Here is a 25,906-nt window from a genome sequence, read left to right as displayed (position 1 = left end):
TTCAAAAGTAAATATGACAACAAATATACTATAATATTGATAGATTAACCCTTTTTATCAAAAAGACAGGCTATCAAAGCGGACAATCAGAGGACCAGGCGCTCAAACAGCTGCTGTAGTGTAACGTCAGGATCCTCACATAATCCCGGATGCGAGGCTGAACACTGGATGACGGTACTCCGTTTGGCTGTAAGCCAGCGGAAACGTTCTGTCATGTCCAGTGTAGCCAGCATGCCGGCACCTTTATCTCCATGACATATCCGCTGAAAAGAGGAAAGATGGTTCTCAATCAGCTCCAGTTCAATAGTTGGGCACAACGCTCTAACTTTTTGTTCGTCCACAGCATAGACCATCTTAGCAAAGCGGTATTTACGGCAAAATAGCGCAATACCAACGTTGATAAATTCCTCACGTTCCACACGCGGCACAAGCCGTACCACAGCATACTCATACAAGGTTTTTTCGGGCATCTTCAATCTGTTTTACAAAAATGGATGAATTGGCAACACGCTGTTTTAAAAAGGAAACATACACCTCTCTTGCATCCGCTGCCGACAGTTCGCGTTCGGGATCTTCCAGCCACCCGTCGGGTACAACTGCCATTATTTTTCGGAAAACTTCCTCGGTGAATAACGGGCGGTATGCCGCTTCGACCGCCGCCACGCTTGTCGCGTTTTTTAAAAGTACATGGTCTTTGATTTGAACAAAAGGTTTGACAGCCTGTTCTTCCCAATTGTCCCAGCTGTGGTGAAAATATAATGATGCTCCGTGATCAATCAACCAAAGCTCCTTATGCCAGATGAGCATATTGGTATTGCGGACCGTGCGGTCAACATTCATCAACAGGGCATCCAGCCAGACAATTTTTGAGGCTTCCTCAGCACCGATCACATCAACATTGGCATCGAATGTAATTGCACCACTCAAGAAATGTAATCCCAGATTTCTGCCCACACTAAATTTAAGGAGATCCTGAATCTCCTCATCGGGTTCTGTACGGCCAAAAGATTCATCGAGGTTGGCAAACACAATTTCCGGCACCCTTAACTGGAGTAGCCTGGCAAGTTCACCGCCAATCAATTCAGCAATCAGTGCCTTACGCCCCTGACCTGCGCCTCTAAATTTGATCACATAACTAAAACCATCATCGGCATCCACTAGGGCAGGTAAAGACCCGCCTTCGCGAAAAGGCTGTACATACCGGATAATCTCCACTTCGCGAATAATAGGTTGTTGAAAACTCATGAATATCTTTTTACTTTTATATACCAAAGGCAGTTACTGCCCCGGGAACCGTTCAATGAAACTAAATTGTATTTATTTTCGTATCCTGATCCGTTCGATAGATCAAATTTACCGAACTCCGCTTTACCTACGAACTTTTACCGGACAAAATATCTTGATAATTGTAATTTATTTTGTGAATTAGCGTAAATCATACATTAATTTGACCGTCAGAAGTATTATTTTCTAATTATATTTGTCATATAATCTCGACTTGTCTCATCAAGTTCTTCAAACGCAATATGGATACTATGCAGGAATATAACAGTGTGATCAAGCACTGTCAGGATTTATTTATAAAAAAAACAAAAGATTATGGTACGGCCTGGCGAATTATGCGTCTGTCCTCCATTACAGACCAAATTTACATTAAAGCACAGCGTATACGGACCTTAGAAATCAAAAAAGTATCCAAAGTCGGCGAAGGTGTAGTGGATGAGTATATTGGGATTATCAACTATTGTATCATGGCACTGATTCAGATCGATCTTGGTGAAGATGGCGATGACAACCTCGATCCTGTTTTTGTTAATCAAAAATATACAGAAAAAGTCACCCAGACGCGTGACCTCATGTTAGCGAAAAATCATGATTATGGTGAAGCCTGGCGTGATATGCGCGTATCTTCTATGACCGATCTGATTTTGATGAAAATCCATCGGGTGAAGCAGATTGAGGATAACGACGGGCAGACGATCGTTTCCGAAGGCATCCAGGCCAATTACCAGGACATGCTCAACTACGCCGTTTTTGCATTAATTAAGTTAGGATTAGCACAGCAATAAGCAAATGATGACAGCAGCAAAGCAGCAAACAAAAACAAATTACCTACTGGGATTTTGTCGAATTTTCACAGGACTTCTTTTTATTTTTTCTGGATTGATAAAGGCTAACGATCCGACCGGGTTTGGTTATAAGCTTCAGGAATATTTTGAAGTGTTTCACCTGACCGTTTTCAATGATTACGCTACTGCTATTGCTGTTGTGATCTGTGGATTTGAAATTCTTTTAGGAGCTTTATTACTGTTTGGTGTTTATGCCAATACTGTAGCCTGGGGTCTGCTGCTGCTAATTTTATTTTTTACGTTTCTGACCTTCTATTCGGCATTTTTTGAAGTTGTCACTTCCTGCGGTTGTTTTGGCGATGCCATTCCTTTGACGCCTTGGCAATCGTTTTCAAAAGATCTGATCCTGCTAGCCCTTATTTTAATTATATTTTTTAATCGCAGGCATATCCGGTCTATTATTAAAGGTTCGGGCAACCAGTTTTTCGTCACGCTGATCACTGTCATCGTCTCATTGGGCATTGGTATCTATACGGTCAATTATCTCCCGTTTATTGACTTCCTACCGTATAAAGTCGGCAACAATATCCCATCATTGATGGTATTGCCCGAAGGCAAAGAAGGCGATGTGTTCGAACAGCTCTACACAATGAAGAATAAAAAGACTGGAGAAACAAAACAGGTGAATGACAAAGTGTATATGGCGGATAAACTGTGGGAAGATGAAACTTGGGAAATAGTGGGTGAGCCAGAAAGCAGATTAATCAAAAAAGGCTATGATATACCCATTCCAGATCTGTTGATTACGGATGCAGACGGTGCTGACCATACCCAGGAGATTATCAATAATCCATATTATAACCTGCTGATTGTAGCAAAGGATCTTTCTACAGCAAATCTCGACGCTATACAAAAGATCAATCAAACCGCCACTCAGCTCTCAAAAGACTATAATGGTCTTCGGATTGTCCTGTTGACTGCTTCCGCATCTAAAGACGCGCAATACCTCAGCGATAAAATGCAGCTGATAGCCGAAATTTACTATGCGGATTTGATTCCTCTGAAAAGTATGGTGAGAGCTAATCCGGGTGTACTCCTGTTGAAGGGCGGAAATGTCATGGGCAAATGGCATTACCATAATTTTCCTGAAGCAAAAACGATTGAAGAGAATTTTTTAAGTAAAGACAAGTAATAACATATGCCAAAACCTATTTTTTTGATTGGTTATATGGGCAGCGGAAAGACGACGCTGGGAAAAAAACTAGCCAATAGATTAGGCCTTCCTTTTATTGACACCGACGAGGAAATAGTCAAAGAGATCGGTATGACGATCACCGAATATTTCGGCCAGTTTGGGGAGGATGAATTTCGGAAGCTCGAGCGTGCACAGCTACGCAGGTTTGCCGACAATTATGCAGTCATCTCTACAGGAGGTGGTGCACCCTGCTTTTTTGACAATATGGAATGGATCAAAGCCAATGGCTATGCGATTTATTTATATATGACACCAAAGGCTTTGTTCGACCGGCTTTCCCAGTCAAAGCTGCACAAGCGCCCTATTCTCATTGGAAAATCCCCCGAAGAACTCAGGGCTTTTATAGAAGAGAAGCTGACAGAAAGAGAACCCTATTATACCCAAGCCCATTTGACCATCGATCAACTCAATACGACAGTGGAGGATTTGGTAAGCATGATCAATCAGCATAATAGATAATATGACAAAGGTGCTACGCTATTTATTGCTCTTATGGGTCTTTACGCTGGCAAGCTGCTTTCGCCATAGCGGTGACACCGAAGGGCTGCCTGTGGGCAAGCGTATTCAGCTGACCTCGGCCGAGGACCTTTATCAGTTCCTCACCTATGACGACAATAGATACCCGCTGGTCAGTCTGCATCGAGGTGGCCCGAGTTCAGGATATCCTGAAAATGCGCTTGAAACATTTGCTTATAACGCCAGCCTACAGCCGGTAATTGTCGAATGTGACGTTCGCCTAAGCAAAGATTCAGCCTTGGTGCTTATGCATGACAACACGCTGGACCGTACAACCACAGGACATGGAGCAGTTAAAAGCCTTACCTTGGCCGAACTCAAAAAGCTACGTCTCGTGGATAATAATAAAAAAATAACACCTTATAAAATACCGACGCTAGACGAAGCGCTCGCTTGGGGAAAAGGAAAAGTTATTTTTACTTTGGACATCAAAAATGACGTACCTTACGAATCTGTGATCAATGCCATCCGCAAACAGCGCGCTGAATCGAGTGTGGTCATTATCACCTACAGCGCAGGCCAAGCCAGCAAAGTACATAACCTAGCGGGAGACCTGATGATTTCTGCCTCCGTCAAAAACCTTGATGACCTTGTCCGGCTCAGCGAAAAGGACATTCCTGATAATCGCCTGTTGGCTTTCGTCGGCAGCCGAGAAACGGATCCCCAATTAACCAAAATATTGCACGATCATGGAATTATGTGCATATTGGGCACTCAGGGAAATCTCGATAGACAAGCGACGAAAAAAGGCTTTCAGATATATGCAGGTTTTATCGATCGTGGCGCTGACATACTAAGTACCGACCGCCCCACCGAAGCCGGACGGGCTCTGAATTTTTATATCAAAAAACGCGGAATAACTTCGAAGTTTGTGCAATAAACCATGCCTATAGTCTACCACACCTGTCGGTTGGAGGCAGCCAGACTGTCACGCACAAAGTTTGCCACTTCATCATCGTCACCGGCGTCTGTAAGGCGTTTCCGCAACATGCTCAGCCAGTCCTCCAGCGCATCGGGTACTGTTTCGCCATTACCAAAAATCCCGCGCTGTGGATCTGGGCCAAGAAGACACCAATAGGAAGCCTCTTCCTGATACACGACCGGACGCAATTCCCTTATTTCCACAGGCAGGTCTGCCGCATTATAGTCGATCGGAACAATCTTCTCTGTCGCAATTTTCATCTGTTCCATAGCATATCTACAATTTTTTGAGTTCTTCTTCGGGCCAGGTGATCAGTTCCTGAAGCAAATAAGTTTTTGACTCCTCCTCATCCGCAAATTGTGCCAGAAACTCCTGCAGGTTTCCGTCTACTTTTAACAGCTTTCCATCCTGAATCACGTCGTAGCCTTCACTGATCCACTGCTCAATCTTTTTTCTGTCAATCTGAATATCTTCCATGTTATTTACGATCATGTACGGTTACATGACAAGAACAATACTTTTCCAAATATCGTTTCCTTTTTTTGTATGACACAAGTACTGAAGATCAACATTAAGGAAAGTGGGATTTAGTAACAACAAAAATCAAACTTCTCAATACAAACATTTTACACAACAAAACACAATTAGAGTCATATTTTCATTTTTTTGGCAAACTATTTGTTGTAACAGCGAAAGTTTTCATTTCAGAAACACAACGCTAACATTATTTTAATATCATGAAAAAAGTAATTCTACCTATTCTAACACTTTTTACATTTATTTTTGCTGTCAATCAACAGGCGAATGCCCAGACACCTTACCGCACTGCGATTGGTCTCGGAATCGACCTTGGTGACGGCCAGTCATTATTCGGACCGCAGATCAAGCATAATTTTGGCGGCAACGATGCAGGAAACGCACAAGTATTGTTTGGAGACAATATCACGGTTGTCGGAGTAGACTATTCGTATAACCAACGTATTGCTGGCACCCGCGGTTTATCTTGGTATATTGGTGTTGGTCCACAAGTCTCTTTTATTGACTATGGAAAATGGCACGATGACTGGGACGACGATTATCATTGGAAAGATGGCGATACCCATACAGACTTTGCTATCCGTCCAGCATTAGGGTTAGAGTTCCGCATTCCTTCTGCGCCGTTGGCGATGCACTTCGACTGGAAACCATGGTGGAATCTGTCTCATGGCTCTAACTTCGAACCTTCGCGTTTCTCATTGGGATTCAAATTTGTTCTAAAATAAAAGAAAATAGAGTGTTAAAAATCCTGCAGACGTCAAGTCGCAGGATTTTTTTATAATTACACAAATTGTTAATGCGCAGAACAGGTTTCTCCAAACATATCGGAACTTCGGCCGTTACCTTTGCGATGACGTCTGGTTGTCACTCCACAAAGTCGTTTTCTGAATACATCAGGATGCCGAACGCCAAACTATTAACTCAGCGGCTGTATACGTAGAAGAAACAATTCGTTGATGATCATGGTCAGTCACCAATCAGTACTTGAAATATCGCCTCCGGGATGGGTGACAACAAAAAAAGCCTTTGAAAAAATCCAAAGGCCTTCTATAATGTTTAAGACAAAAGCACAATTAGGCTTTCTCCTCTTTTAATTTCGATGTTTCATTTTTCGGTTCTTTCTCTTCAAAGCCTGAGCGTAAGATAGCATCCCATAAGGAAGAGCTCACCCCAAAACCTTTTTCTGGATCAGAATAATGATGTAACATATGATGCTGTTTAATCCGTTTGAAGATACCGCTCTTAAAATTAGCATGGTGCATGGCGTAATGGCATTCATCATAGATCAGATAACCCACCATGAATCCCGAAAAAAAGCAAGCTAGAATAAATTCGTTCGAAAAAAACAGGGTAAAGCCCAAATAGACCAATATGGCCAAAGGAATACTGGCAGATAGTGGCATCACCAGACGCATACGGTCTCTTGGGTAATCATGATGTACACCATGAAAAATAAAAGCTATGCGTTTGCCCCACTCGGTGGTTGGATGATAATGGAATACCCAACGATGCAATGCGTATTCGAAAGCAGTCCAGAAGGCCAGACCGAATAGAAAGTACCCGATATATGTCAACAACGGCACATCGCCCCAAACGAGAGCTTTATACGAAAAGAAAATTACTACAGGTACATAGAAAATCAAAGGTACACTCCAATGCACTTTCGTCAAAGACTCCAAAAAGTCATTTTTGAACATGCGCGTAGATTCCGTAGAATTTGAAACATAATTACGCTTTGCCATAATACTATTTTATTATTCCCTCACAAAAATACGTATTTTAAGCACAAATGAAGAAGGCTGCGTAAGAGAAAAACAAAATATTTGACCTTTTTAATAAAAAAGTTAAACACCTAATAGAATAACATCGCTAAAAAAACCTTTTAACCGATATCTTAGCTCAAATTTCACGATAAGCCAGACCAGGTTCTTTCGTATGACAACGCTGCAAAATTGACAAAATCAAGACAGTTTGCTACTTGAAGTTGACTGTTCCACCGACCATTTTCTTTTCTACGCGTTGTTCGGGCTTTCCATACACATCGATGACGCCGCCACCGCGTGTCTTTGTTTCAATTGTATCCAATGCATATACCTCCGCTTTTCCTCCTCCGTTTACGGTCACTGTAGTCGTTGCTGTCTTAAAATCTTTCCCTTCATATTTACCGCCAAAATTGGAGATCACCTCCTGCTTGTCGGCCTTTCCATAAAGCGCAACTGTTGCGCCGGAGGTTACCTTCACTTCGGTGGTTTTCGCGTTGGCATGCAGGTCAACCAGGCCGCCTTCAGATGCATAAACTTTCAGGTGATCTGCGACAACTGGGTCATTGGCTGTTGCGAATACCTTCGCCCCCTTCTTTGCCTCCACATTCTTCAGGCTCTTATAGTACACCTTTACCGATATATTGCCGCCTTGTAACATGTTTAACGTGTTCATCTTTAATGCGAGCGCACCGTTTGTATTGACTACCTTGATGTTTTCATAATTCTGTCCTTCAAATGTCACTAATGACTCATTGGATTTGATTAGTTCCACTTGTATTTTGTCCGTCGCCATGACCGAACTGAAATCACCAACATTTTGTTTCGCTTGGCCAAACGCAATCTGACCCATCAATAAGAAAACTGCACTAATTCCTAAAAATTTCATTTTTATACCATCTATTTTAAATTCCCATACCTGATTTAAGAATGTTATTGTATCGATATCCCACCCTCCAGGTTTCCCCCTGCTGCTTCAAAAAATACGCCAATCCCGTTTTTGAATTCCGTTTTTAACCTATTTTGACAAAAGATTGTCTTAAACTTCGGGACAAAAAAAACGTCCCATAATTACTTATGGGACGACTTCCTAATCATTCATTCAAGCAAACTACAATTTGCTGTTGACGTCTACTGCATTCAGATCGGCGAATGCTTCTTTCAGACGGGCAACAAATGCTTCCTCACCCTTGCGTAACCATACGCGGGGATCGTAGTATTTTTTGTTCGGAGAATCAGCTCCTTCAGGATTTCCGATCTGCCCTTGCAGATAGTCATGGTTTTTAGCTTCATAACCTCTAACCCCATCCCAGAAAGCCCATTGCATATCCGTATCGATATTCATTTTGATCGCACCATAAGAAATCGCCTCGGCAATTTCCTCAGGCGAGGAACCAGAACCGCCATGGAAGACAAAATTCACAGGTTTTTCAGCAGTGAGACTATATTTCTCGCGGATATATTCCTGAGAATTATGCAAAATTACGGGTTGCAATTTCACATTACCAGGTTTATATACGCCGTGCACGTTACCAAAGGCAGCAGCAACCGTAAATTTGTCAGATACTTTCGACAATTCCTCATAAGCGTAAGCCACTTCTTCTGGCTGTGTGTATAATTTTGAACTGTCTACATCTGAATTGTCAACACCGTCTTCTTCCCCACCGGTTACCCCCAATTCAATTTCCACAGTCATGCCAAGCGGCTTCATGCGTTCCAGATATTTTTTTGAAATTTCAATATTTTCTTCAATCGGTTCTTCGGACAGATCCAACATATGCGAAGAGAATAAAGGCTTACCATGTTGTGCGAAGAACTTTTCACCAGCGTCCAACAAGCCATCGATCCAAGGTAAAAGCTTCTTAGCAGCGTGGTCAGTATGCAAGATAACCGCTACACCATAATGCTCAGCTAATAAATGTACGTGCTGTGCTGCAGACACCGCTCCCAATACACAAGCTTTCAAGTTATCATTGTTCAATGATTTACCTGCATAAAATTGTGCACCGCCATTTGACAATTGAATAATTACTGGAGAGTTTACTGCTTTGGCAGTTTCCATCACCGCATTGATAGAATTAGTTCCGATAATGTTTACTGCAGGCAAAGCAAATTTGTGCTTTTTAGCAACTTCAAACAACTCTTGTACTTGATCTCCTGTCAATACACCTTTAAAATCTTTTAGGCTCATATTACTGTTATTGATTTATTTAAATCTTATTAATTCTTAAAGCTACTAAATTATTAAAAATAATTATTACTTCCTAATTTTTATAGTGTACTAAATACACTATCATTTGAAAACTGTAAAAGGGGCCAGTTGAATTGCATGTTATGCCGAAAGAACAGGATGCATATGCTGGCTACCGTCGTATAATATTCGATCAAAAAAATAAATAGAGTAGATCACATCTTGCCAAAAGATTCCGGGAATCATTAAATTTGGGCTCACTAATTTGTTACTATTATGCTACAAGTATACGGGATCAAAAACTGCAATACGGTAAAAAAAGCCCTGACATGGCTTGAGGACAACCAGATAGCTTTCCAATTTCACGATTTCAAAAAGGAAGGTGTCAGTGACGAAAAGCTAAAAGCATGGGAAAAGTCGGTTGATTGGCAGGCTCTGCTTAATAAGAAGGGAACCACCTGGAAAAAACTGTCACCCGAACAGCAAGCGCAGGTAGTGGACGTCAAGAGTGCCAATGAGGTATTAAAAGAGCATACCAGTATGATCAAACGTCCTGTGATTGAATATAATAACGGTATTTTGCTCGGATTTAACGAAGAAGAATATCAGAACAATTTAAAATAGTTGTTACAAGCTCCTTTGAGAAGGAGCTTTTTTTTGCCTTATGCACTTTTCATTGTATATTGGAGCGATTAACGTAATTAAAATTCTAAGAAATATGATGAAAAGTGTTGCCCTAGCTTCCTTAAGTCTAATTGCACTAAGCTATTCTTTGCCGTCCTTTTCCCAGGATCAAAATTCCAAATACAGCTATACGGAGGCCTTTGCGCCATTATTTTTCAATAATAACGGCAACGATTATCGTTCTGCAGCAGGAAAACCGGGTGCTGCCTACTGGCAGAATGCGGCAGATTATAAAATACAGGCATCGCTCAACGACCAGAATGATCAAGTAACTGGCACTGTTGAAATCACCTACAGCAACAACAGTCCGGACAATATGGATTATCTCTGGCTACAACTGGACCAAAATATGTTTTCCCAGCAGGGCCGCGGACAGCTTATTTCACCCCTAACAAATAGCCGGTATGGTGATGCCAATTCCACCTTTGATGGTGGCTACAAAATCCAGTCCGTGACCGATGTGAATGGCCATGCGATTGAGCATATCATTGACGATACTCGCATGCAGCTTCGACTACCAGCGCCATTGAAAAGTAAAGGCGGAAAAATTTCCTTCAAAATAGCCTACCAATATACAGTACCACAATATGGCGCTGACCGTACGGGTATCCTTGACACCAAGAATGGCAAAATATATGCTATAGCGCAATGGTTTCCCCGACTCTGTGTTTACGATGATATCCGTGGCTGGAATACGCTTCCTTATACAGGGCCGGGAGAATTTTACCGCGAATTCGGAAATTACCAAGTAGAGATTACAGCGCCGGCCAACCATATCGTCGTCCTCGGAGGGGAGCTGCTAAACCCGCAGGAAGTTTTTACTGCAGAGCAGTTCAAAAGGTACCAGCAAGCACAGCGTAGCGACGAAACTGTATTGATACGCTCTGCCGAGGAAGTCACTGTAAAGCGTTCCAGACCGGACAAAAAAACGCTTACCTGGAAGTACCAGTTAAATAACGCACAGGATATTGCCTGGGCTTCTTCAACGGCTTTTATTCTGGACGGTGCCAGGATAAATCTGCCCAGTGGCCGAACGGCTTTGGCTCTTTCTGCCTACCCTGTGGAAAGTAATACTAACAATGCCTGGGAACGCTCTACTGAATACACCAAAGCGGCTATTGAAATTTATTCAAAAAAATGGTTTGAATACCCTTATCCCGTTGCTGTCAATGTAGCCTCCAACGTTGGTGGAATGGAATATCCCGCCCTTTCATTCTGTGGTAACCAAGCGAGAGCAGGATCCCTCTGGGGCGTGACCAACCACGAATTTGGGCACAACTGGTTTCCCATGATCGTCGGATCCAATGAACGCGAGCACGGCTGGATGGACGAAGGGTTCAACACGTTTATCAACGAACTGGCCACAGAAGAGTTCAATAACGGTGAATATTACCGTTCTCAAGCCAGCCGATCGTATATTTTTACGGCTCAGAACCTTGAACCCATCATGAGTACGCCACAAAATATGAAAGAACGTAATATCGGCGCGCTCGTATATTACAAGCCAGCTTATGGCCTAAAACTATTGCGCAACGTTATCGTCGGCAAGGAGCGTTTCGATTATGCCTTTAAAAAGTATATACAGGAGTGGGCCTATAAACATCCGACACCCGAAGATTTCTTCCGTGCTATGGAAAACGGTACCGGCGAAAGCCTCAACTGGTTTTGGCGAGGCTGGTTTGTCCACAATTGGCAAATGGACCAAGGCATCAAATCCGTGTCTTATGCCAACAATAATCCAATGCATGGTGCACTCGTAACTGTCGAGAATCTCGAAAAACTTCCTATGCCGATCATCGTGGAGGCCACTACCGTATCAGGCAAAAAAATCCGGAAAAAACTGCCGGTGGAAATCTGGGAACGGAATCAGGTCTGGCAGTTTAAAATGCCGACAACCGAAGCGCTGCAATCCGTAGAACTGGATCCAGAGCATGTGATGCCTGACAAGAATCCGGACAATAATATATGGAAGGCAAATTAGCACAATAATTCAAAATCTATTCGTTATTTTTGGGATACGCAATCCAGCTGGGCGGCCGTAGCCGAGATGTATGGCCGCTCAGTGGGGATTAAACCATAAACACTATGCCTGCATGATACAAAACGCCTTTGCGGATATCTGATGCCAGGAATGTAAAAAACAAAGCTTAAAACCAAATTTATACGGATGAAAGTCATACACACTATTGTTACCTGCTTATTTATCACGTTGACCAGTGGACAGCTATTTGCCCAGGAAAAAACGAAAGGCATTATTATGGAACTTGTCAGTGGTGAAAAAATCGAAGCTGCCCAGATTCAGAACCTTCGGAACAAAGAGGAGGTGCAGACCAACAAAGATGGTTCTTTTGCCATCAATGCCAACATAAACGACCTTTTATTGATCAAAGCACCTGGATACGAACAGGATACTGTCTTCATATACGACAACAGCTTACGCAGAATCTATCTGAACCGACTGAACAATACAATCGAACTGAATCAGGTCATTGTCGAGCGGATGACTGATAGTCGTCTGGCAGCAGAAATCCAGCGCGAAAAAACCGCTGGAAAATATTCGGACGCCAGTCAGAATCGCGGCGGTATCCGTATTTCCCCAAGTCGGATATTCAGCAAAGAAGGAAAACGAGCCCGCTCTAACTACAAACTCCTAGTCGCCGAACTGGAGAAAAGAACTGTCGACCGTCGATTTACTGACAACCTAATCAAGGAGCTGACACCATTGGACGGCGCTGAACTTGCCTTATTTAAAGAACAATTCAGACCCTCTTACAAGTTCATACAAAACAGCAGTCAGGAGTCACTAAAAGTCTATATTATGGACAGTTACAAAAAATTTAACGAGAAAAAATAAAAAACCATCCATTATCACCTTAGTGTCAGAAGATATAAACTGTAATAATTTTTATTTCAGTTTAAAACCTTATGCATTATCTTTGTGTTATTAAAACAAATCAGCAATAGGATGTTACACAATCTTAGATTCGCAACAGCACTACATATTATGGTATTGGCGCAATTGGACGACACCCTCCGATGGCTCCCGTCCGAATATATTGCTTCCAGCATTCAGATCAATGCCAGTGTAGTGCGGAAAGAAATCGCCTCTTTGAAAGCAGCATCCTTATTGGTCAGCAAAGAAGGTAAAGGCGGGGGGATTCGAATAAACACTGAACTCGAAGACATCACCTTGGCAGACATTTACCTCAGTACCAAACAAAATGAGCTACCGGGCAAATTCAACAACCCGAATCCGGCTTGTATTGTAGGTAAAAATATCAATTCCAAATTGCAGGTGCTCTATCAGGAAGTCGACACTGATATCATTCGGCATTTGGAAAAGATAAAGCTGAGAGATTTTAGTAACACATTTAATACGTAAAGACATGAAAGTAGCAGTCATTGGATCCACTGGCTATGTTGGATCACACCTTGTAAAAGAATTAGCCGAGCGCAACTACGACGTCATCGCGATTGCACGTCATATTGACAACATTCCTTCCGGCCATCGGATCGTTAGGGCCGAGATCGACATTCACAATCACCAACAGCTTGTGAATGCATTGAAGGGAGCAGACGTAGTGGTCTCGGCTTTCAATGCCGGCTGGTCAAACCCTAACCTTTATGAAGACTTTACCAAAGGTGCATTGGCCATCCAGCAAGCTGTTAAAGACGCCGGAGTGAAACGTTTTATCGTTGTCGGCGGAGCAGGGAGTCTAGTAGTCGATGGTAAACGTCTTGTGGATTCACCAGACTTTCCAAAAGAAATTAAACCAGGTGCGCTCGCTGCCGCCGATTATCTTGACACGATACGCAAAGAGCAGGAGCTAAACTGGACAATGATCAGTCCCGCCATTGAGATGAATTCCCAGGCGGGTGGCATCCGCACTGGCAAATACCGGACTGGCCTGGACCATCCTGTATTTGATGCCGAAGGCAGGTCGAGGCTTTCGGTTGAAGACCTTGCGGTCGCTATCGCCGACGAAATCGAGCAAAAACAGTTCATCAACCAACGCTTTACGGCGGCATACTAATACAAATAGGCAACTGAATCAGATTTAATACAAAATTTTATCACAAAAGGGAAGCGCGATCTTCCCTTTTGTCGTTGATATCATTTATATTTGACATTAATTAAACAATTAAAAGGCTAAATAATCGTAAAGAATTAATCCTATGCTATTTAAGAAATCGATTCCTCAGCTGATCGCGGAGGCAAATGAAAATGGTGAACATACGCTCAAAAGGACGTTGTCGAGCACAGGCCTGATCGCGTTGGGTGTAGGCGCCATCATTGGGGCAGGACTATTTTCCTTAACTGGAATTGCCGCTGCTGAAAATGCTGGCCCAGCTGTCATCTTATCTTTCATTATTGCAGCCGTAGGCTGTGCTTTTGCCGGTCTCTGCTACGCCGAATTTGCTTCCATGATTCCAGTGGCGGGAAGCGCCTATACCTATTCCTATGCCACCATGGGTGAATTTGTTGCCTGGATCATCGGCTGGGATCTTGTCCTGGAATACGCTCTGGCCGGAGCCACAGTAGCCGTCAGTTGGTCGCAGTATTTTAATCAGCTGTTAATGATATTCCATATCCATTTGCCAGACATGCTACTCAAGGGCCCCTGGGAAGGTGGCGTAGTCAATCTGCCCGCTATTATCATCGTCTGCCTGCTTTCTCTCCTATTGATGCGGGGGACGCAGGAATCCTCTACAGTAAATAATATATTAGTTATTTTAAAAGTAGGTGTAGTCCTGATTTTTATCGCCTTGGGCTGGAGCTTCATTAATCCGGCCAATCACGATCCTTTTATTCCCGTGAATCCAGGCGAAGAAATGGTTAAGAGCGGTCAACAGAGTCTCATGGCCTTCCTCAAAAGCGACGATTTTGGGCATTTTGGAATCAGTGGGGTATTGCGCGCAGCTGGTGTCGTATTCTTTGCATTTATTGGTTTTGACGCAGTAAGCACAGCAGCGCAAGAAGCCAAAAATCCGAAAAAGGGCATGCCTATCGGTATCATCGGCTCTCTCGTCATCTGTACCTTGCTGTATGTGCTCTTTTCCTATGTAATGACCGGTATCGAAAACTATACCATGTTTAAAGGTGACGCCAAACCCGTCGCCACTGCATTTGCTAAAACAGGTTACCATTTCTTGAATACAGCTTTGATTATTACGATTATTGCAGGTTATACATCGGTCATCCTTGTTATGCTACTTGGCCAGAGCCGTGTATTCTATTCGATGAGCAAGGATGGCCTTCTTCCCAAAGTATTTTCAGATCTTTCCAAAAGGCAGACACCTTGGAAAACAAACGCAATCTTTATGGTATTTGTGAGCATCTTTGCAGGATTTGTACCAGTATCAGATCTTGGCCATATGGTTAGTATAGGTACTCTGTTTGCCTTTACGCTAGTTTGTGTCGGCATATTGGTACTGCGCAAAACCGATCCAAAATTGGAGCGCCCCTTCAAAACACCACTTGTTCCTTTTGTGCCTGTTATGGGTATCCTCGTATGTGTACTGATGATGGCATCTTTACCGATCGAGAGCTGGGAACGTCTCGCGATCTGGTTAGCCCTCGGCTTATTGATTTACTTTGTGTATGGCAAAAAGCATAGCGTTATCCGTAAGCAGCACCAAAATCAACAGTCTGTCGAATAAGTATAGCATACAATAAAAGCATTCCTGATTCTGCTTTCAGCAGGTGCTGTCCAAAACATTGGACAGCACCTTTTCTTTTTCAGCTTTCTATCTCCTACACCAGCCACTTCGTCGTTCAGGATGCCAAACTACTTATGACAAGTATAAGATTAGAAGATTTAGCGACCGAACTTATTCCTGGACTGAGCCAGCATTTATTTACAACGAACTCAGCTTAAAATAGCCATTGGCAATCAAGTCATCATCTAATCCCGCCCTGGCCGAGATCTGGATAGCGAACTTTTCTTTGTCCTGAGCCGTTAGCAGGTCCTCTATTTCATAAATATCATCCACATCCAATCCATATTTATCATCAATGTGGGCCGAACTGTGGTGTTTCCAAAAAACCGTGCGTTTAGCCTTCTCTGTGGCTTTGGCCAAATTGGCTGCGACGATCAGCTCTTTATAATGGAATTCATCAAACTCATTCGGCTTATAGCCCCCAAGGTTAACGAAGAATAATTTCAACGGTTGCTCCTGATTGACTGCCTGCCCTTTGTCAATAACGTTGATTTCATATTCGCCTATCTTATGAACCACACGATAGGCATCAATATGTATCTTGCCATCAGCTTCAGGCCAGAACTCCCGAATAGGCTCCACAAAGTCCTTCAGCTCATTTCCAATTCCAAAAAAAATATCGTGCTGTTCCGTACGTCTGTTTTTCGGCTTGCAGCCGATCAAAATCATAAATAATTTCATATCCAAATATTCTGTCTGATCAACACCTAAAATGAAATATCAAGTTATTTTCACAGATACTATGCTCGCTAATCGGGGATATTTCATAACTTAAGCCCATTAAATATTAAAAATAATTAATATTCACCACATTTGACAATGATAAAACCCTGACTATGCGTAAAATTTTCCTTTCATTTACCTTCCTACTTATATCCGTATGTTTATTTGGACAAAAACGCTATACAGATAAAAGACTTGAATCACAAATCAAACAGCTTATTCAGGGCTTTCAGGGCGATGTAGGTATCTATGTACACCATTTGAAAAAACATAAAGAAGTCAATATTCAGGCGGACAGCATATTCCCGACTGCCAGTGTGGTTAAGATCCCCATTCTCGTCGGTGTTTTTGATAAAATTGAGAAGGGGCAGCTTCAACTGGATCAAGAATTTATATACCGCGAAAGCCAAAAATACGGTGGTTCGGGCCTGATGCAATTTTTCAAGGACAGTACAAAAGTCGACCTCAAAACCTTGGTCGGTCTTATGCTTTCCTACAGTGACAATGTCACGAGTATCTGGAACCAGAAACTTGCTGGTGGTGGTGTGGCGATCAATTCATTAATGGAGGGATTGCAGCTCACTCATACACGTGTCAATTCACAGACAGAAGGCAGAAAAGCAGACTGGGAAAAATATGGCTGGGGGCAGACGACGCCAAAAGAAATGGCAGATTTAGTAACACTAATTCGTGAGGGCCGTGTGATCTCGGCCAAAGCTTCAGATCGTATGTACCGCTTTTTGGGTAATATGTTTTATGACGAACGTGGACTATCCCAGATTCCGGCAACGGTCAAAGCGGCCTCCAAAACAGGGTCTTTAGATGATGTCCGCAATGAAGTTATTCTGGTCAATGCTCCCAAAGGAGATTATGTTTTCAGCATCTTCACCAAAAACAATAAGGACCGGAGCTGGGGGAAAAATAATGAGGCAGAAGAATTGACCCGCAAACTATCAAAACTGCTTTGGGAATATTATAAGTAAAGGCCAAGTATACCACATCAGTTGCTTCTGGTCAAAAATTCTGCTAGAACCTTCCTAATAAAAAAATAAGGGATTCAAAAAATCCCTTATTTTTTCCCTGTAAACCGGGGTCGTTATGATTTTAGTTTTTTAAGGCTTCACCGACATTCTTGGCTTTACGGCTAATGTCATCAGCAGCTTTTTTGGACGCATCTTTAACATCATTGGCAGCATCCTTTGTACCCTCAGCCACATCCTTTGCTACTTCTTTTGTTTTGTCAGCTGCTGTATTCGCAGCATCGACAGTTGCATCTTTGGCATCATTTAATCCTTCTTTAACATCTTCCCCAGCATTGCGCAGCGCTTCTTTAGTTTTTTCCCAAGCGGTGTTGGCTTCTTCAGAAGCTGCACGTGCTTTTTCCTCAGCCGCTTTATCGCCTTTGGCAATTGCTTCATCCAAATCTTTTTTGGCTTGTTCGGCTTTTAAACGCGCATTTTCTTCAGCGTTTTTTAAATCTGCAATAGCCGCATCCACATGCTCACCTACTGTCTGGGCTGAATCTGTACTTGTCGAAGCCTTTTTTTCCGAATTGTTGCAAGAAGACATAACCAATGCTCCCGCTACTACCGCTAAAAGTGCAATTTTTTTCATTAGATTATCTTGTTTTTGATGGCTAAAAACAATCAGGAATCGTGTATATTAACTTAACAGTTTAACACCCTGATGCTTTCACATAAGTTTGTAATTAATGATTAACTGTTCAATAGTTACAACTTCTATGCCAAATCACCAAAATTATGCCTTAGGGTAAATTGTTCCTTTGGCTGCTTCCAACGTATTTTTAAGCAATCCAACGATGGTCATCAAGCCGACTCCGCCCGGCACTGGAGTGATCCATGATGCTTTCGGGGCCACATGTTCAAAGTCCACATCACCATATAATTTAAAACCTGATTTAGTTTCGGTAGACGTTTCTCTATTGATACCTACATCAATGATTACTGCCCCTTCTTTGACCATATCTGCTGTCACAAAATTCTTTTTGCCGATAGCCGCAACCACAATATCGCCACGCAGGACTTCCGCCTTGAGGTCCTTGGTACGGCTATGAGTCAAGGTGACCGTACAGTTTCCGGGGTTGGAATTGCGTGCCAGCAATATACTCATTGGCGATCCGACAATATTGCTTCTTCCGACCACAACGGCATGTTTGCCCGCGGTATCGATCTTGTAATAATCCAACATCAACATAATACCATAGGGTGTAGCTGGAATAAAACAAGGCAGATTCCGCTGCATACGTCCCAAATTGACCGGGTGAAAGCCATCGACATCTTTTCGGTAATCAATCGCTTCGGTAACTTTATCCGGATCGATATGTTTGGGCAACGGCAACTGAACAATCAATCCGTCGATCGTATCATCCTTATTGATTTCTTTGACCTTTGCGATTAATTCTTCTTCAGTGATTGACTCATCATAACGGATATTCGTTGATTCAAAGCCAACAAGCTGGCAATTGCGCATTTTGCTGGCCACATAGGTTTCACTGCCCCCATCATTACCAACTAGGATAGCCACCAAATGCGGTTTACGCCCAGTCTGTGTTGTAAATGCAGCCGCATCCAGCGCAATTTGTTCTTTAATTTTTTCGGAAACTAATTTACCATCTAAAAGATTCATGTTTAGGAGATTTTATTGTATTTAAAAGGAGCCCAAGAGCTCCTTTATTTAGATAATGTTCTAGTCTAATTTCAATACTGCCATAAATGCCGACTGCGGAATTTCAACATTCCCAACTTGGCGCATGCGTTTTTTACCTTTTTTCTGTTTCTCCAGCAATTTACGTTTACGCGAGATATCACCACCATAACATTTAGCCGTTACGTCCTTACGCAGTGCCGAAATCGTCTCCCTGGCAATAATCTTAGCGCCAATAGACGCTTGGATACGAATTTCAAATTGTTGGCGTGGAAGAAGCTCTTTCAACTTCTCACATATCTTCTTTCCAAAATCGTAGGCATTACTGCGGTGTATCAACGAAGACAGCGCATCTACAGGCTCATCATTTAAACGAATATCCAGTTTTACCAGATCCGATGTACGGTAGCCAATCTGGTGATAGTCAAAAGAGGCGTAGCCTTTAGAAATCGTCTTCAGTTTATCATAGAAATCAAATACGATCTCTCCCATTGGCATTTCAAACACCAGCTCCACCCTGTCCGAAGTCAAGTATTGCTGATTCACTATAGTGCCACGTTTTTGAATACAAAGAGACATAATCGGTCCAACGAAGTCCGATTTGGTAATGATATTTGCTTTAATGTAAGGCTCTTCAATGGTATCCAGCTTGCTTGGATCAGGCAGATCAGAAGGATTGTGAACAATCACCTCGGTTTTATCTTTCGTCAGATAAGCTTTATAAGACACGTTCGGTACTGTCGTGATGACCGTCATATCAAACTCACGTTCCAAACGCTCTTGAATGATCTCCATATGGAGCATCCCCAGAAAGCCACAGCGGAAGCCAAAGCCTAAAGCAGCAGAAGATTCTGGCTCAAAAACCAGAGATGCATCGTTGAGCTGTAGGCGGTGCATGGATTCACGCAGCTCCTCATAATCCTCAGTATCTACAGGGTATATACCCGCAAATACCATGGGTTTTACCTCTTCAAATCCTTGAATAGCTTCTGCACAAGGTCGGTCCCTATGCGTAATCGTGTCCCCTACTTTTACCTCACGGGCTTCCTTGATACCCGAAATGATGTAACCTACATCGCCTGTGCTGATGACATCTTTGGGTACCTGATTGAGCTTCAAAGTCCCAATTTCATCCGCAAAATACTCTTTGCCTGTCGCAACAAATTTAACCCTGTCTCCTTTTCGGATTTGGCCATTCTCCACTTTAAAATAGGCCATAATGCCGCGGAAGGAATTGAATACGGAGTCAAAGATCAATGCCTGTAACGGGGCATCAGGATCGCCCACCGGGTGTGGAATACGTTCAACGATAGCTTCCAATATATCTGGCACTCCCAAACCTGTCTTCCCTGATGCAGGAATAATCGCATCTCTGTCACCGCCAATCAGATCGATGATCTGGTCCTTTACCTCTTCAGGCATAGCGCCGGGCAGATCCATTTTGTTCAAAATTGGAATAATCTCAAGATCATGTTCCAGAGCGAGATACAAATTTGAAATTGTCTGCGCCTGAATTCCTTGAGATGCATCCACGATCAATAACGCACCTTCACAAGCTGCTATTGAGCGGGATACTTCGTAAGAAAAATCAACGTGTCCCGGGGTATCGATCAGATTGAGGATATATTCCTGACCATCTTTTTTATAATTCATTTGGATCGCGTGACTCTTGATCGTGATACCACGTTCACGTTCCAAATCCATATTATCGAGTAATTGTGCCTGTGCTTCGCGCTGACTAATGGTATTGGTATACTCTAAAAGGCGATCTGCCAAAGTACTTTTGCCATGGTCAATATGCGCAATAATACAGAAATTACGAATGTGCTTCATATAGGATTTTTAAACTCTTTTGCTAAAAGGCAAAGATACCTTTTTTTATACATATTTATATACTCAAGAACATTTTTCGTCCGCCCCCGCCCCGTCCTCAGTAAGACTGTGTATAAACATGACTTTCAAGTGGAAAGCCCAGAAATTCTAATCGGCTGTTGTGTAAAAGAAATGCTTTTGATTGCGGATAACCTTATCCATATCCCAGCTGATTTTATGTTCGAAGTGTTCTGACCGGACCGGACAATCCTTCACTTGGCAATAGCGGCAACATTCAGGAAGGCAAGGGTCAGCGTGGACAAAAAACTCCGTTCGGACCGACATTTCCTTATTCACGATCTTATCAACAGCTGATATTTCGTCGTGCACCCTCACCAGATCAAAATAGCGGGGCAGTGTGAGATGACAGTCAACATGCAACTCATTTCCGTATCGTTGTACCCGAAGGTTATGGACATCAATCCAGGCAGCTTTACGGTTGCGTTCTAGAATCTCGACTACATCCTGTACCAATGCCGTATCTGATTCATCCATCAGTCCTCCAATAGACTGACGAAGCAATTTGTAACCATTGAACAAGATAAAAAGCCCCAGAATAATGGAAATCACAATATCTATCCACTGAAATCCAGTTAGCTTCATCAACAATAAGCCGAGTATTAGCCCAATGGTACTATAGGCATCCACCTGCAGGTGTTTGCCATCCGCCACTAAAGTGATCGACCCCAGTGCACGGCCTCTCTTCATAATGTAAAACCCAATGGCAAAATTGACCAATGATGTTACAGCGATTAAATAGATACCCTGCTCAAGATGAGTAATATTCGCAGGAAAAAAGATATTGTAACAGGCTTTCGCTAAAATAATGGCGCCGGCAATAAAAATCAGCCCGCCCTCTAGAAATACGGAGAAAAACTCGACCTTCCCATGTCCGTAAGGGTGATTTTCATCCTTGGGCTGAGCCGCCAGGTAGATACTATAAAAAGCAAAACCTGACGCAATGACATTGACGATGCTCTCGGCAGCATCGGTAAAGATCGCACTCGAATCGGTCAAAAAGTACGCGATAAACTTGATGATCATCAAACCTATTCCCGTAAACAACGATAGTAAAACCAATCTTCTTTGTTTGGACATGACAATAATGTTGTAGGGCAAAGGTAAAGATATAACGGCAAATGTGGCTGATTAGTTTTTAACAGCTTGGTCAAAAAGTGTCAATTCATGCAAGTGTGGCTATCGCCCCCCGCTTTTGTTAGCAAAGCCCCAATAAAAACACGGCTTTTCTTTGTAAATTTTCAAAAATAAAGAAGATTATTTGCAACGTATATAATATCTTTGTCTTACCATGAGCACATCATCATACTTATCAGACAGGATAAATAATTTGTCCGAATCGGCCACACTTAAAATGACCAAGTTGGGCCGCGAATTAGCAGCGAAAGGCGTAAATGTTATTAGCCTTAGCGTAGGTGAACCTGATTTTAATACGCCTGAACATGTAAAGGATGCCGCAAAGAAGGCCTTGGACGAAAACTGGACGCGCTACTCTCCAGTTCCGGGTTACCCTGAATTGCGCCAGGCAATTGTAAATAAACTGAAGACCGAAAACAACCTGGATTATGACATATCGCAGATTGTTGTTTCAACAGGTGCAAAGCAGTCCTTGTCTAACGTCATCTTAACCTTGATCAACCCGGGTGATGAGGTCATTATCCCTACGCCGTATTGGGTATCTTACTCCGAAATGGTCGTTTTGGCAGAAGGTAAGTCGGTATTTATCAATACCGAAATTGATAATAACTTTAAGATTACACCAGAGCAGTTGGAGGCCGCCATTACACCAAAGACCAAGCTGTTTATGTTTTCTTCGCCGAACAACCCGACCGGAACTGTTTATAGTAAAGATGAGCTGGCGGCGTTAGCGAAAGTTTTTGAAAAGTATCCACAGGTTTTCATTCTATCGGATGAGATTTACGAACATATCAACTTTGTCGATAAACATGAATCTATCGCACAGTTTGACAGCATCAAAGACCGCGTTATCATCGTCAATGGCTTCTCTAAAGCCTTCGCAATGACTGGATGGCGTCTTGGCTACATCGCTGCAAATAAAACTATCGCTGCAGCCAACGATAAATTGCAGGGACAGACCACTTCAGGCACCTGCTCTATTTCACAGCGTGCAGGTATTGTTGCTTACGAGCAGGGATTGGAAACTGTCAACAAGATGAAAGAAGCATTTGCCCGCCGCCGCCAATTAGTTTATGATCTTTTGAGCGACATCCCCGGTGTAAGAACAAACTTACCTGAAGGCGCGTTCTACTTCTTCCCTGAGATTTCATCATTCTTTGGCAAAAAAGATCAGCAAGGCAATGTCATCAACAATTCCGCGGACCTGGCCCTGTACCTGCTAAATGTAGGACACGTCGCTACCGTAGGAGGAGATTCATTTGGCAATGATAACTATATCCGCTTATCCTATGCTGCGTCTGACGAAAGTCTCATCGAGGCATTAAAGAGAATCAAAGAAGCATTAGGCAAACTAGCGTAAACGCTATTACATAAAAATGGGTTGCTCCATACAATTGGACAATCCATTTTTTTGTATATCCCCGCTAGATCATAATAATATCTCTCCTGTCTAGCTTCGCTTATGAATCCGTCACCTCCAGGATTTTTTTCTTTATTCTTCGGATCAGAAACGCACTTCTTCTATCTTAGCAAGTCTTAGAGTCTCCAATTACTATATCCATCCAATCAGCATAGATAACAATTGTTGCTTTCTCAGTTTGCCGGTCTAAAGTTTTTTGACAAGCTCATAACACATAATTCACGTTGTTTTTAGCGCTTCAGACAAATATTTATTACATTTACTCCTATGAGTATTTTAACAGAAAAGTTCAAAACGAAGCACGATACTGCTCCGTTTTCTGAAATAAAGAATGAAGATTATATCCCTGCATTTGACGAAGCTATTCAAATGACCAAAGACGAAGTCAATGCAATCATTAACAATCCCGAACCGGCAACATTCGACAATACGGTTGCAGCAATGTCCTATGCCGGACAGACACTCGATAGATTATCCAACATCTTTTTCAATCTGCACTCGGCAGAAACCAACGATGAGCTGGAAAAAATTGCCCAGGATGTCGCACCCAAATTGTCCGCATTGGCCAACGATATTACATTGAACTTCGACCTGTTCAAACGGGTCAAGGCTGTTTATGATCAAAAAGAGCAGCTGACGCTGACGGCCGAACAGACGACGTTATTGGAAAAGTCATACAAAGATTTTGTTCGCAATGGAGCGCTTTTAAACGAAGAGCAAAAAGCAAAGCTGCGTGAGATCGATTCCGAACTAGCGCTTTTAAAATTAAAATTTGGCGAGAATGTCCTTGCTGAGACCAATGCTTATGAGCTATTGATTACCGACGAGAAAGACCTGAGCGGCCTGCCAGAGGGAGCTATTGAAGCTGCCCATGCATCAGCCAAAGCCAACGATAAAGAAGGCTGGCTTTTTACACTGGATTTTCCCAGCTACCTGCCTTTCGTCACATATGCTGACAACCGCGAGTTACGCAAAGAAATAACCTTGGCCGCAGGACGTAAAGCTTTTCAGAACAACCCATACAACAACGTGGAAAATGTTCTAAAAATCGTCAGACTGCGTTTCGAACGTGCCAAACTATTAGGATATGCAACACATGCGGATTTTGTGCTAGCAGAACGAATGGCACAGAGCCCAGCAAAAGTCATCGAATTCCTGAATAACCTCCTCGATAAAGCAAAACCTGCGGCACAGCGGGAATTTAAAGAACTGTGCGAATTTGCTCAAGAGTTACATGGCATCGAACGGCTCGAAAAATGGGATGGAGCCTATTATGCGGAAAAGCTCAAACAACAACGTTTTAATCTAGACGATGAAAAATTAAAACCTTACTTTAAGCTTGAAAATGTCCTACAAGGTGCCTTCGAGGTCGCACGTCGTTTGTTTGGTATCCATTTTAGGCAGGTAAGTGATATCGACACTTACCATGACGAGGTCCAGACCTATGAAGTCACTGGAGATGATGGTGAACTCGTCGCCATCTTCTATGCAGATTTCTTTCCACGTAAAGGAAAACGTAATGGCGCCTGGATGACCTCCTTCAAACCCCAATATATTCAAAATGGTAAACAGGAGCGTCCACATGTGTCTATCGTCTGTAATTTCACGCGCCCGACCGCCACAAAGCCATCGTTGCTGACTTTTCAGGAAGTTACTACCTTATTTCATGAATTAGGCCATGCCCTGCATGGCATGCTGGCAAACAGTACCTACCCCACTCTTTCTGGAACATCCGTATATTGGGATTTCGTCGAATTACCAAGTCAGATCATGGAAAATTGGTGCTATGAGAAAGAAACCCTAGAACTGTTTGCCAGACATTACGAAACAGGTGAGGTGATTCCCATGGAACTTGTGGAAAAGATCCGCGAAAGCGCTTCTTTCCTTGAAGGTATGGCAACGATGCGGCAGCTCAGCTTCGGCCTGCTTGACATGGGCTGGCATGGACAAGATCCAACAGGCATCACAGATTTAAAAACTTTTGAAAATAAGCAGTTTGAATCCACAAAATTATATCCTGATGTGAAAGAGAACGCGATGAGCACCTCCTTCTCCCATATTTTTAACGGTGGATATTCTTCAGGCTATTATAGCTACAAATGGGCCGAAGTGTTGGATGCGGACGCCTTTGACTATTTCAAGCAAAACGGCATTTTTAACACCGAGATTGCCAGAAAATTTAAGGACAATATCTTATCAAAAGGTGGCACCGAACATCCAATGGTACTCTACAAACGTTTCAGAGGCCAGGAACCTGCAGTGGAGCCACTGCTTAAACGTGCTGGACTAATCAAATAAAAATACAATACGGAGGATATGCCGCGACATGTGGCATATCCTTGGTATGTCGTCCCCTTTTCCTGCTAACCGAGACAACATTGGTCTTCGCATATTGCGGATTAATTTAAAAAATCGTA

Annotated in this window: 26 protein-coding genes; 14 read left to right on the top strand and 12 right to left on the bottom strand. The window is 42.7% G+C overall.

Annotated elements, in window-relative coordinates:
• Positions 1–86 precede the first annotated feature (86 nt).
• Together FGL37_RS12525 and FGL37_RS12520 are read right to left on the bottom strand one after the other, a co-directional pair.
• Positions 87–470, bottom strand: a complete 384-nt coding sequence (locus FGL37_RS12525; protein ID WP_028072387.1) for a DUF3037 domain-containing protein — start codon at positions 468–470, stop codon at positions 87–89.
• Positions 448–1,245, bottom strand: a complete 798-nt coding sequence (locus FGL37_RS12520; protein ID WP_028072388.1) for a HipA family kinase — start codon at positions 1,243–1,245, stop codon at positions 448–450. The genes FGL37_RS12525 and FGL37_RS12520 overlap by 23 nt, the downstream gene beginning before the upstream one ends.
• 281 nt (positions 1,246–1,526) lie before the next feature.
• On the opposite strand from FGL37_RS12520, the gene FGL37_RS12515 reads away from it, so the two are divergent.
• Genes FGL37_RS12515 through FGL37_RS12500 form a run of 4 tightly spaced genes read left to right on the top strand, consistent with a single transcriptional unit; the run spans position 1,527 to position 4,720 of the window.
• Positions 1,527–2,069: a DUF1599 domain-containing protein gene (locus FGL37_RS12515; RefSeq protein ID WP_028072389.1), complete on the top strand. Its 543-nt coding sequence runs from the start codon at positions 1,527–1,529 to the stop codon at positions 2,067–2,069.
• A gap of 4 nt (positions 2,070–2,073) precedes the next feature.
• The gene (locus FGL37_RS12510; RefSeq protein ID WP_037534567.1) at positions 2,074–3,261 is read left to right on the top strand and encodes a BT_3928 family protein; all 1,188 of its coding nucleotides are present in this window, start codon (positions 2,074–2,076) and stop codon (positions 3,259–3,261) included.
• 6 nt (positions 3,262–3,267) lie between these two features.
• Positions 3,268–3,783: a shikimate kinase gene (locus tag FGL37_RS12505; RefSeq protein WP_028072391.1), complete on the top strand. Its 516-nt coding sequence runs from the start codon at positions 3,268–3,270 to the stop codon at positions 3,781–3,783.
• Between the two features lies 1 nt (position 3,784).
• A complete protein-coding gene (locus FGL37_RS12500; protein ID WP_028072392.1) occupies positions 3,785–4,720 on the top strand; it encodes a glycerophosphodiester phosphodiesterase family protein in 936 nt (311 codons plus the stop codon).
• Positions 4,721–4,734: 14 nt separating this feature from the next.
• On the opposite strand, the gene FGL37_RS12495 is transcribed toward FGL37_RS12500, so the two are convergent.
• Both FGL37_RS12495 and FGL37_RS12490 read right to left on the bottom strand, forming a co-directional pair.
• On the bottom strand, positions 4,735–5,031 hold the full coding sequence (locus FGL37_RS12495) for a hypothetical protein (RefSeq protein ID WP_028072393.1): 297 nt from the start codon (positions 5,029–5,031) through the stop codon (positions 4,735–4,737).
• Positions 5,032–5,038: 7 nt separating this feature from the next.
• Complete coding sequence (locus FGL37_RS12490; RefSeq protein WP_028072394.1) at positions 5,039–5,254, bottom strand: hypothetical protein; 216 nt, start codon at positions 5,252–5,254, stop codon at positions 5,039–5,041.
• Between the two features lie 245 nt (positions 5,255–5,499).
• Between FGL37_RS12490 and FGL37_RS12485 the strand changes: the two genes are divergently transcribed.
• Positions 5,500–6,024 carry a hypothetical protein gene (locus FGL37_RS12485; protein ID WP_028072395.1) on the top strand — a complete coding sequence of 175 codons (525 nt, stop codon included), beginning with the start codon at positions 5,500–5,502 and terminating at the stop codon, positions 6,022–6,024.
• Between the two features lie 348 nt (positions 6,025–6,372).
• On the opposite strand, the gene FGL37_RS12480 is transcribed toward FGL37_RS12485, so the two are convergent.
• The 3 genes from FGL37_RS12480 to fbaA form a co-directional block, all read right to left on the bottom strand.
• The gene (locus FGL37_RS12480; RefSeq protein ID WP_232048688.1) at positions 6,373–7,041 is read right to left on the bottom strand and encodes a sterol desaturase family protein; all 669 of its coding nucleotides are present in this window, start codon (positions 7,039–7,041) and stop codon (positions 6,373–6,375) included.
• Positions 7,042–7,273: 232 nt separating this feature from the next.
• A complete protein-coding gene (locus FGL37_RS12475; RefSeq protein WP_028072397.1) occupies positions 7,274–7,948 on the bottom strand; it encodes a head GIN domain-containing protein in 675 nt (224 codons plus the stop codon).
• A gap of 222 nt (positions 7,949–8,170) precedes the next feature.
• Complete coding sequence (gene fbaA / locus FGL37_RS12470) at positions 8,171–9,250, bottom strand: class II fructose-bisphosphate aldolase (protein WP_028072398.1); 1,080 nt, start codon at positions 9,248–9,250, stop codon at positions 8,171–8,173.
• Positions 9,251–9,526: 276 nt separating this feature from the next.
• Between fbaA and FGL37_RS12465 the strand changes: the two genes are divergently transcribed.
• The 6 genes from FGL37_RS12465 to FGL37_RS12440 all read left to right on the top strand — a co-directional run bounded on the left by FGL37_RS12465 (position 9,527) and on the right by FGL37_RS12440 (position 15,595).
• Complete coding sequence (locus tag FGL37_RS12465) at positions 9,527–9,874, top strand: ArsC family reductase (RefSeq protein ID WP_028072399.1); 348 nt, start codon at positions 9,527–9,529, stop codon at positions 9,872–9,874.
• Positions 9,875–9,968: 94 nt separating this feature from the next.
• Positions 9,969–11,915 carry a M1 family metallopeptidase gene (locus FGL37_RS12460; protein WP_037534651.1) on the top strand — a complete coding sequence of 649 codons (1,947 nt, stop codon included), beginning with the start codon at positions 9,969–9,971 and terminating at the stop codon, positions 11,913–11,915.
• Positions 11,916–12,101: 186 nt separating this feature from the next.
• The gene (locus FGL37_RS12455; protein ID WP_037534570.1) at positions 12,102–12,788 is read left to right on the top strand and encodes a peptidase associated/transthyretin-like domain-containing protein; all 687 of its coding nucleotides are present in this window, start codon (positions 12,102–12,104) and stop codon (positions 12,786–12,788) included.
• A 111-nt stretch (positions 12,789–12,899) separates the two neighbouring features.
• The gene (locus FGL37_RS12450) at positions 12,900–13,316 is read left to right on the top strand and encodes an RrF2 family transcriptional regulator (protein ID WP_028072402.1); all 417 of its coding nucleotides are present in this window, start codon (positions 12,900–12,902) and stop codon (positions 13,314–13,316) included.
• A gap of 4 nt (positions 13,317–13,320) precedes the next feature.
• Positions 13,321–13,968, top strand: coding sequence for an NAD(P)-dependent oxidoreductase (locus tag FGL37_RS12445; protein ID WP_028072403.1), 648 nt, complete (start codon positions 13,321–13,323; stop codon positions 13,966–13,968).
• Positions 13,969–14,110: 142 nt separating this feature from the next.
• A complete protein-coding gene (locus FGL37_RS12440; protein WP_028072404.1) occupies positions 14,111–15,595 on the top strand; it encodes an amino acid permease in 1,485 nt (494 codons plus the stop codon).
• Positions 15,596–15,793: 198 nt separating this feature from the next.
• Here the strand turns inward: FGL37_RS12440 and FGL37_RS12435 are convergent, their stop codons facing one another.
• Positions 15,794–16,336, bottom strand: coding sequence for a DUF1543 domain-containing protein (locus tag FGL37_RS12435; protein ID WP_037534572.1), 543 nt, complete (start codon positions 16,334–16,336; stop codon positions 15,794–15,796).
• 155 nt (positions 16,337–16,491) lie between these two features.
• Between FGL37_RS12435 and FGL37_RS12430 the strand changes: the two genes are divergently transcribed.
• Complete coding sequence (locus FGL37_RS12430; protein ID WP_028072406.1) at positions 16,492–17,361, top strand: serine hydrolase; 870 nt, start codon at positions 16,492–16,494, stop codon at positions 17,359–17,361.
• A gap of 121 nt (positions 17,362–17,482) precedes the next feature.
• Here the strand turns inward: FGL37_RS12430 and FGL37_RS12425 are convergent, their stop codons facing one another.
• The 4 genes from FGL37_RS12425 to FGL37_RS12410 form a co-directional block, all read right to left on the bottom strand.
• Positions 17,483–17,992, bottom strand: a complete 510-nt coding sequence (locus FGL37_RS12425) for a hypothetical protein (RefSeq protein WP_028072407.1) — start codon at positions 17,990–17,992, stop codon at positions 17,483–17,485.
• Between the two features lie 144 nt (positions 17,993–18,136).
• Positions 18,137–19,024, bottom strand: a complete 888-nt coding sequence (locus tag FGL37_RS12420; RefSeq protein ID WP_028072408.1) for a bifunctional 5,10-methylenetetrahydrofolate dehydrogenase/5,10-methenyltetrahydrofolate cyclohydrolase — start codon at positions 19,022–19,024, stop codon at positions 18,137–18,139.
• 60 nt (positions 19,025–19,084) lie between these two features.
• Entirely contained in the window at positions 19,085–20,875 is a 1,791-nt protein-coding gene (gene lepA, locus FGL37_RS12415) for a translation elongation factor 4 (RefSeq protein ID WP_028072409.1), read from the bottom strand.
• Positions 20,876–21,022: 147 nt separating this feature from the next.
• Complete coding sequence (locus FGL37_RS12410) at positions 21,023–22,012, bottom strand: cation diffusion facilitator family transporter (protein WP_028072410.1); 990 nt, start codon at positions 22,010–22,012, stop codon at positions 21,023–21,025.
• A 211-nt stretch (positions 22,013–22,223) separates the two neighbouring features.
• On the opposite strand from FGL37_RS12410, the gene FGL37_RS12405 reads away from it, so the two are divergent.
• Complete coding sequence (locus FGL37_RS12405; RefSeq protein ID WP_232048687.1) at positions 22,224–23,429, top strand: pyridoxal phosphate-dependent aminotransferase; 1,206 nt, start codon at positions 22,224–22,226, stop codon at positions 23,427–23,429.
• Between the two features lie 327 nt (positions 23,430–23,756).
• Positions 23,757–25,787, top strand: a complete 2,031-nt coding sequence (locus tag FGL37_RS12400) for a M3 family metallopeptidase (protein WP_028072412.1) — start codon at positions 23,757–23,759, stop codon at positions 25,785–25,787.
• Positions 25,788–25,906 lie beyond the last annotated feature (119 nt).

This window comes from Sphingobacterium thalpophilum (assembly GCF_901482695.1).
Taxonomy (GTDB): Bacteria; Bacteroidota; Bacteroidia; order Sphingobacteriales; family Sphingobacteriaceae; genus Sphingobacterium; species Sphingobacterium thalpophilum.
Note: the sequence above shows the minus strand (reverse complement) of the source record. Positions and strands in the feature narration are given on the sequence as shown.

What these genes read in the sequence shown, in the direction of transcription:
- FGL37_RS12500 (WP_028072392.1), top strand. Translation starts at nt 3,785, where the DNA reads ATGACAAAGGTGCTACGCTATTTATTGCTCTTATGGGTCTTTACGCTG.
- FGL37_RS12520 (WP_028072388.1), bottom strand. Translation starts at nt 1,245, where the DNA reads ATGAGTTTTCAACAACCTATTATTCGCGAAGTGGAGATTATCCGGTAT.
- FGL37_RS12450 (WP_028072402.1), top strand. Translation starts at nt 12,900, where the DNA reads ATGTTACACAATCTTAGATTCGCAACAGCACTACATATTATGGTATTG.
- FGL37_RS12510 (WP_037534567.1), top strand. Translation starts at nt 2,074, where the DNA reads ATGATGACAGCAGCAAAGCAGCAAACAAAAACAAATTACCTACTGGGA.
- FGL37_RS12420 (WP_028072408.1), bottom strand. Translation starts at nt 19,024, where the DNA reads ATGAATCTTTTAGATGGTAAATTAGTTTCCGAAAAAATTAAAGAACAA.
- FGL37_RS12475 (WP_028072397.1), bottom strand. Translation starts at nt 7,948, where the DNA reads ATGAAATTTTTAGGAATTAGTGCAGTTTTCTTATTGATGGGTCAGATT.
- FGL37_RS12515 (WP_028072389.1), top strand. Translation starts at nt 1,527, where the DNA reads ATGGATACTATGCAGGAATATAACAGTGTGATCAAGCACTGTCAGGAT.
- fbaA (WP_028072398.1), bottom strand. Translation starts at nt 9,250, where the DNA reads ATGAGCCTAAAAGATTTTAAAGGTGTATTGACAGGAGATCAAGTACAA.
- FGL37_RS12435 (WP_037534572.1), bottom strand. Translation starts at nt 16,336, where the DNA reads ATGAAATTATTTATGATTTTGATCGGCTGCAAGCCGAAAAACAGACGT.
- FGL37_RS12430 (WP_028072406.1), top strand. Translation starts at nt 16,492, where the DNA reads ATGCGTAAAATTTTCCTTTCATTTACCTTCCTACTTATATCCGTATGT.
- FGL37_RS12490 (WP_028072394.1), bottom strand. Translation starts at nt 5,254, where the DNA reads ATGATCGTAAATAACATGGAAGATATTCAGATTGACAGAAAAAAGATT.
- FGL37_RS12455 (WP_037534570.1), top strand. Translation starts at nt 12,102, where the DNA reads ATGAAAGTCATACACACTATTGTTACCTGCTTATTTATCACGTTGACC.
- FGL37_RS12480 (WP_232048688.1), bottom strand. Translation starts at nt 7,041, where the DNA reads ATGGCAAAGCGTAATTATGTTTCAAATTCTACGGAATCTACGCGCATG.
- FGL37_RS12465 (WP_028072399.1), top strand. Translation starts at nt 9,527, where the DNA reads ATGCTACAAGTATACGGGATCAAAAACTGCAATACGGTAAAAAAAGCC.
- FGL37_RS12410 (WP_028072410.1), bottom strand. Translation starts at nt 22,012, where the DNA reads ATGTCCAAACAAAGAAGATTGGTTTTACTATCGTTGTTTACGGGAATA.
- FGL37_RS12405 (WP_232048687.1), top strand. Translation starts at nt 22,224, where the DNA reads ATGAGCACATCATCATACTTATCAGACAGGATAAATAATTTGTCCGAA.
- FGL37_RS12485 (WP_028072395.1), top strand. Translation starts at nt 5,500, where the DNA reads ATGAAAAAAGTAATTCTACCTATTCTAACACTTTTTACATTTATTTTT.
- FGL37_RS12425 (WP_028072407.1), bottom strand. Translation starts at nt 17,992, where the DNA reads ATGAAAAAAATTGCACTTTTAGCGGTAGTAGCGGGAGCATTGGTTATG.
- FGL37_RS12525 (WP_028072387.1), bottom strand. Translation starts at nt 470, where the DNA reads ATGCCCGAAAAAACCTTGTATGAGTATGCTGTGGTACGGCTTGTGCCG.
- FGL37_RS12400 (WP_028072412.1), top strand. Translation starts at nt 23,757, where the DNA reads ATGAGTATTTTAACAGAAAAGTTCAAAACGAAGCACGATACTGCTCCG.
- lepA (WP_028072409.1), bottom strand. Translation starts at nt 20,875, where the DNA reads ATGAAGCACATTCGTAATTTCTGTATTATTGCGCATATTGACCATGGC.
- FGL37_RS12495 (WP_028072393.1), bottom strand. Translation starts at nt 5,031, where the DNA reads ATGGAACAGATGAAAATTGCGACAGAGAAGATTGTTCCGATCGACTAT.
- FGL37_RS12460 (WP_037534651.1), top strand. Translation starts at nt 9,969, where the DNA reads ATGATGAAAAGTGTTGCCCTAGCTTCCTTAAGTCTAATTGCACTAAGC.
- FGL37_RS12445 (WP_028072403.1), top strand. Translation starts at nt 13,321, where the DNA reads ATGAAAGTAGCAGTCATTGGATCCACTGGCTATGTTGGATCACACCTT.
- FGL37_RS12505 (WP_028072391.1), top strand. Translation starts at nt 3,268, where the DNA reads ATGCCAAAACCTATTTTTTTGATTGGTTATATGGGCAGCGGAAAGACG.
- FGL37_RS12440 (WP_028072404.1), top strand. Translation starts at nt 14,111, where the DNA reads ATGCTATTTAAGAAATCGATTCCTCAGCTGATCGCGGAGGCAAATGAA.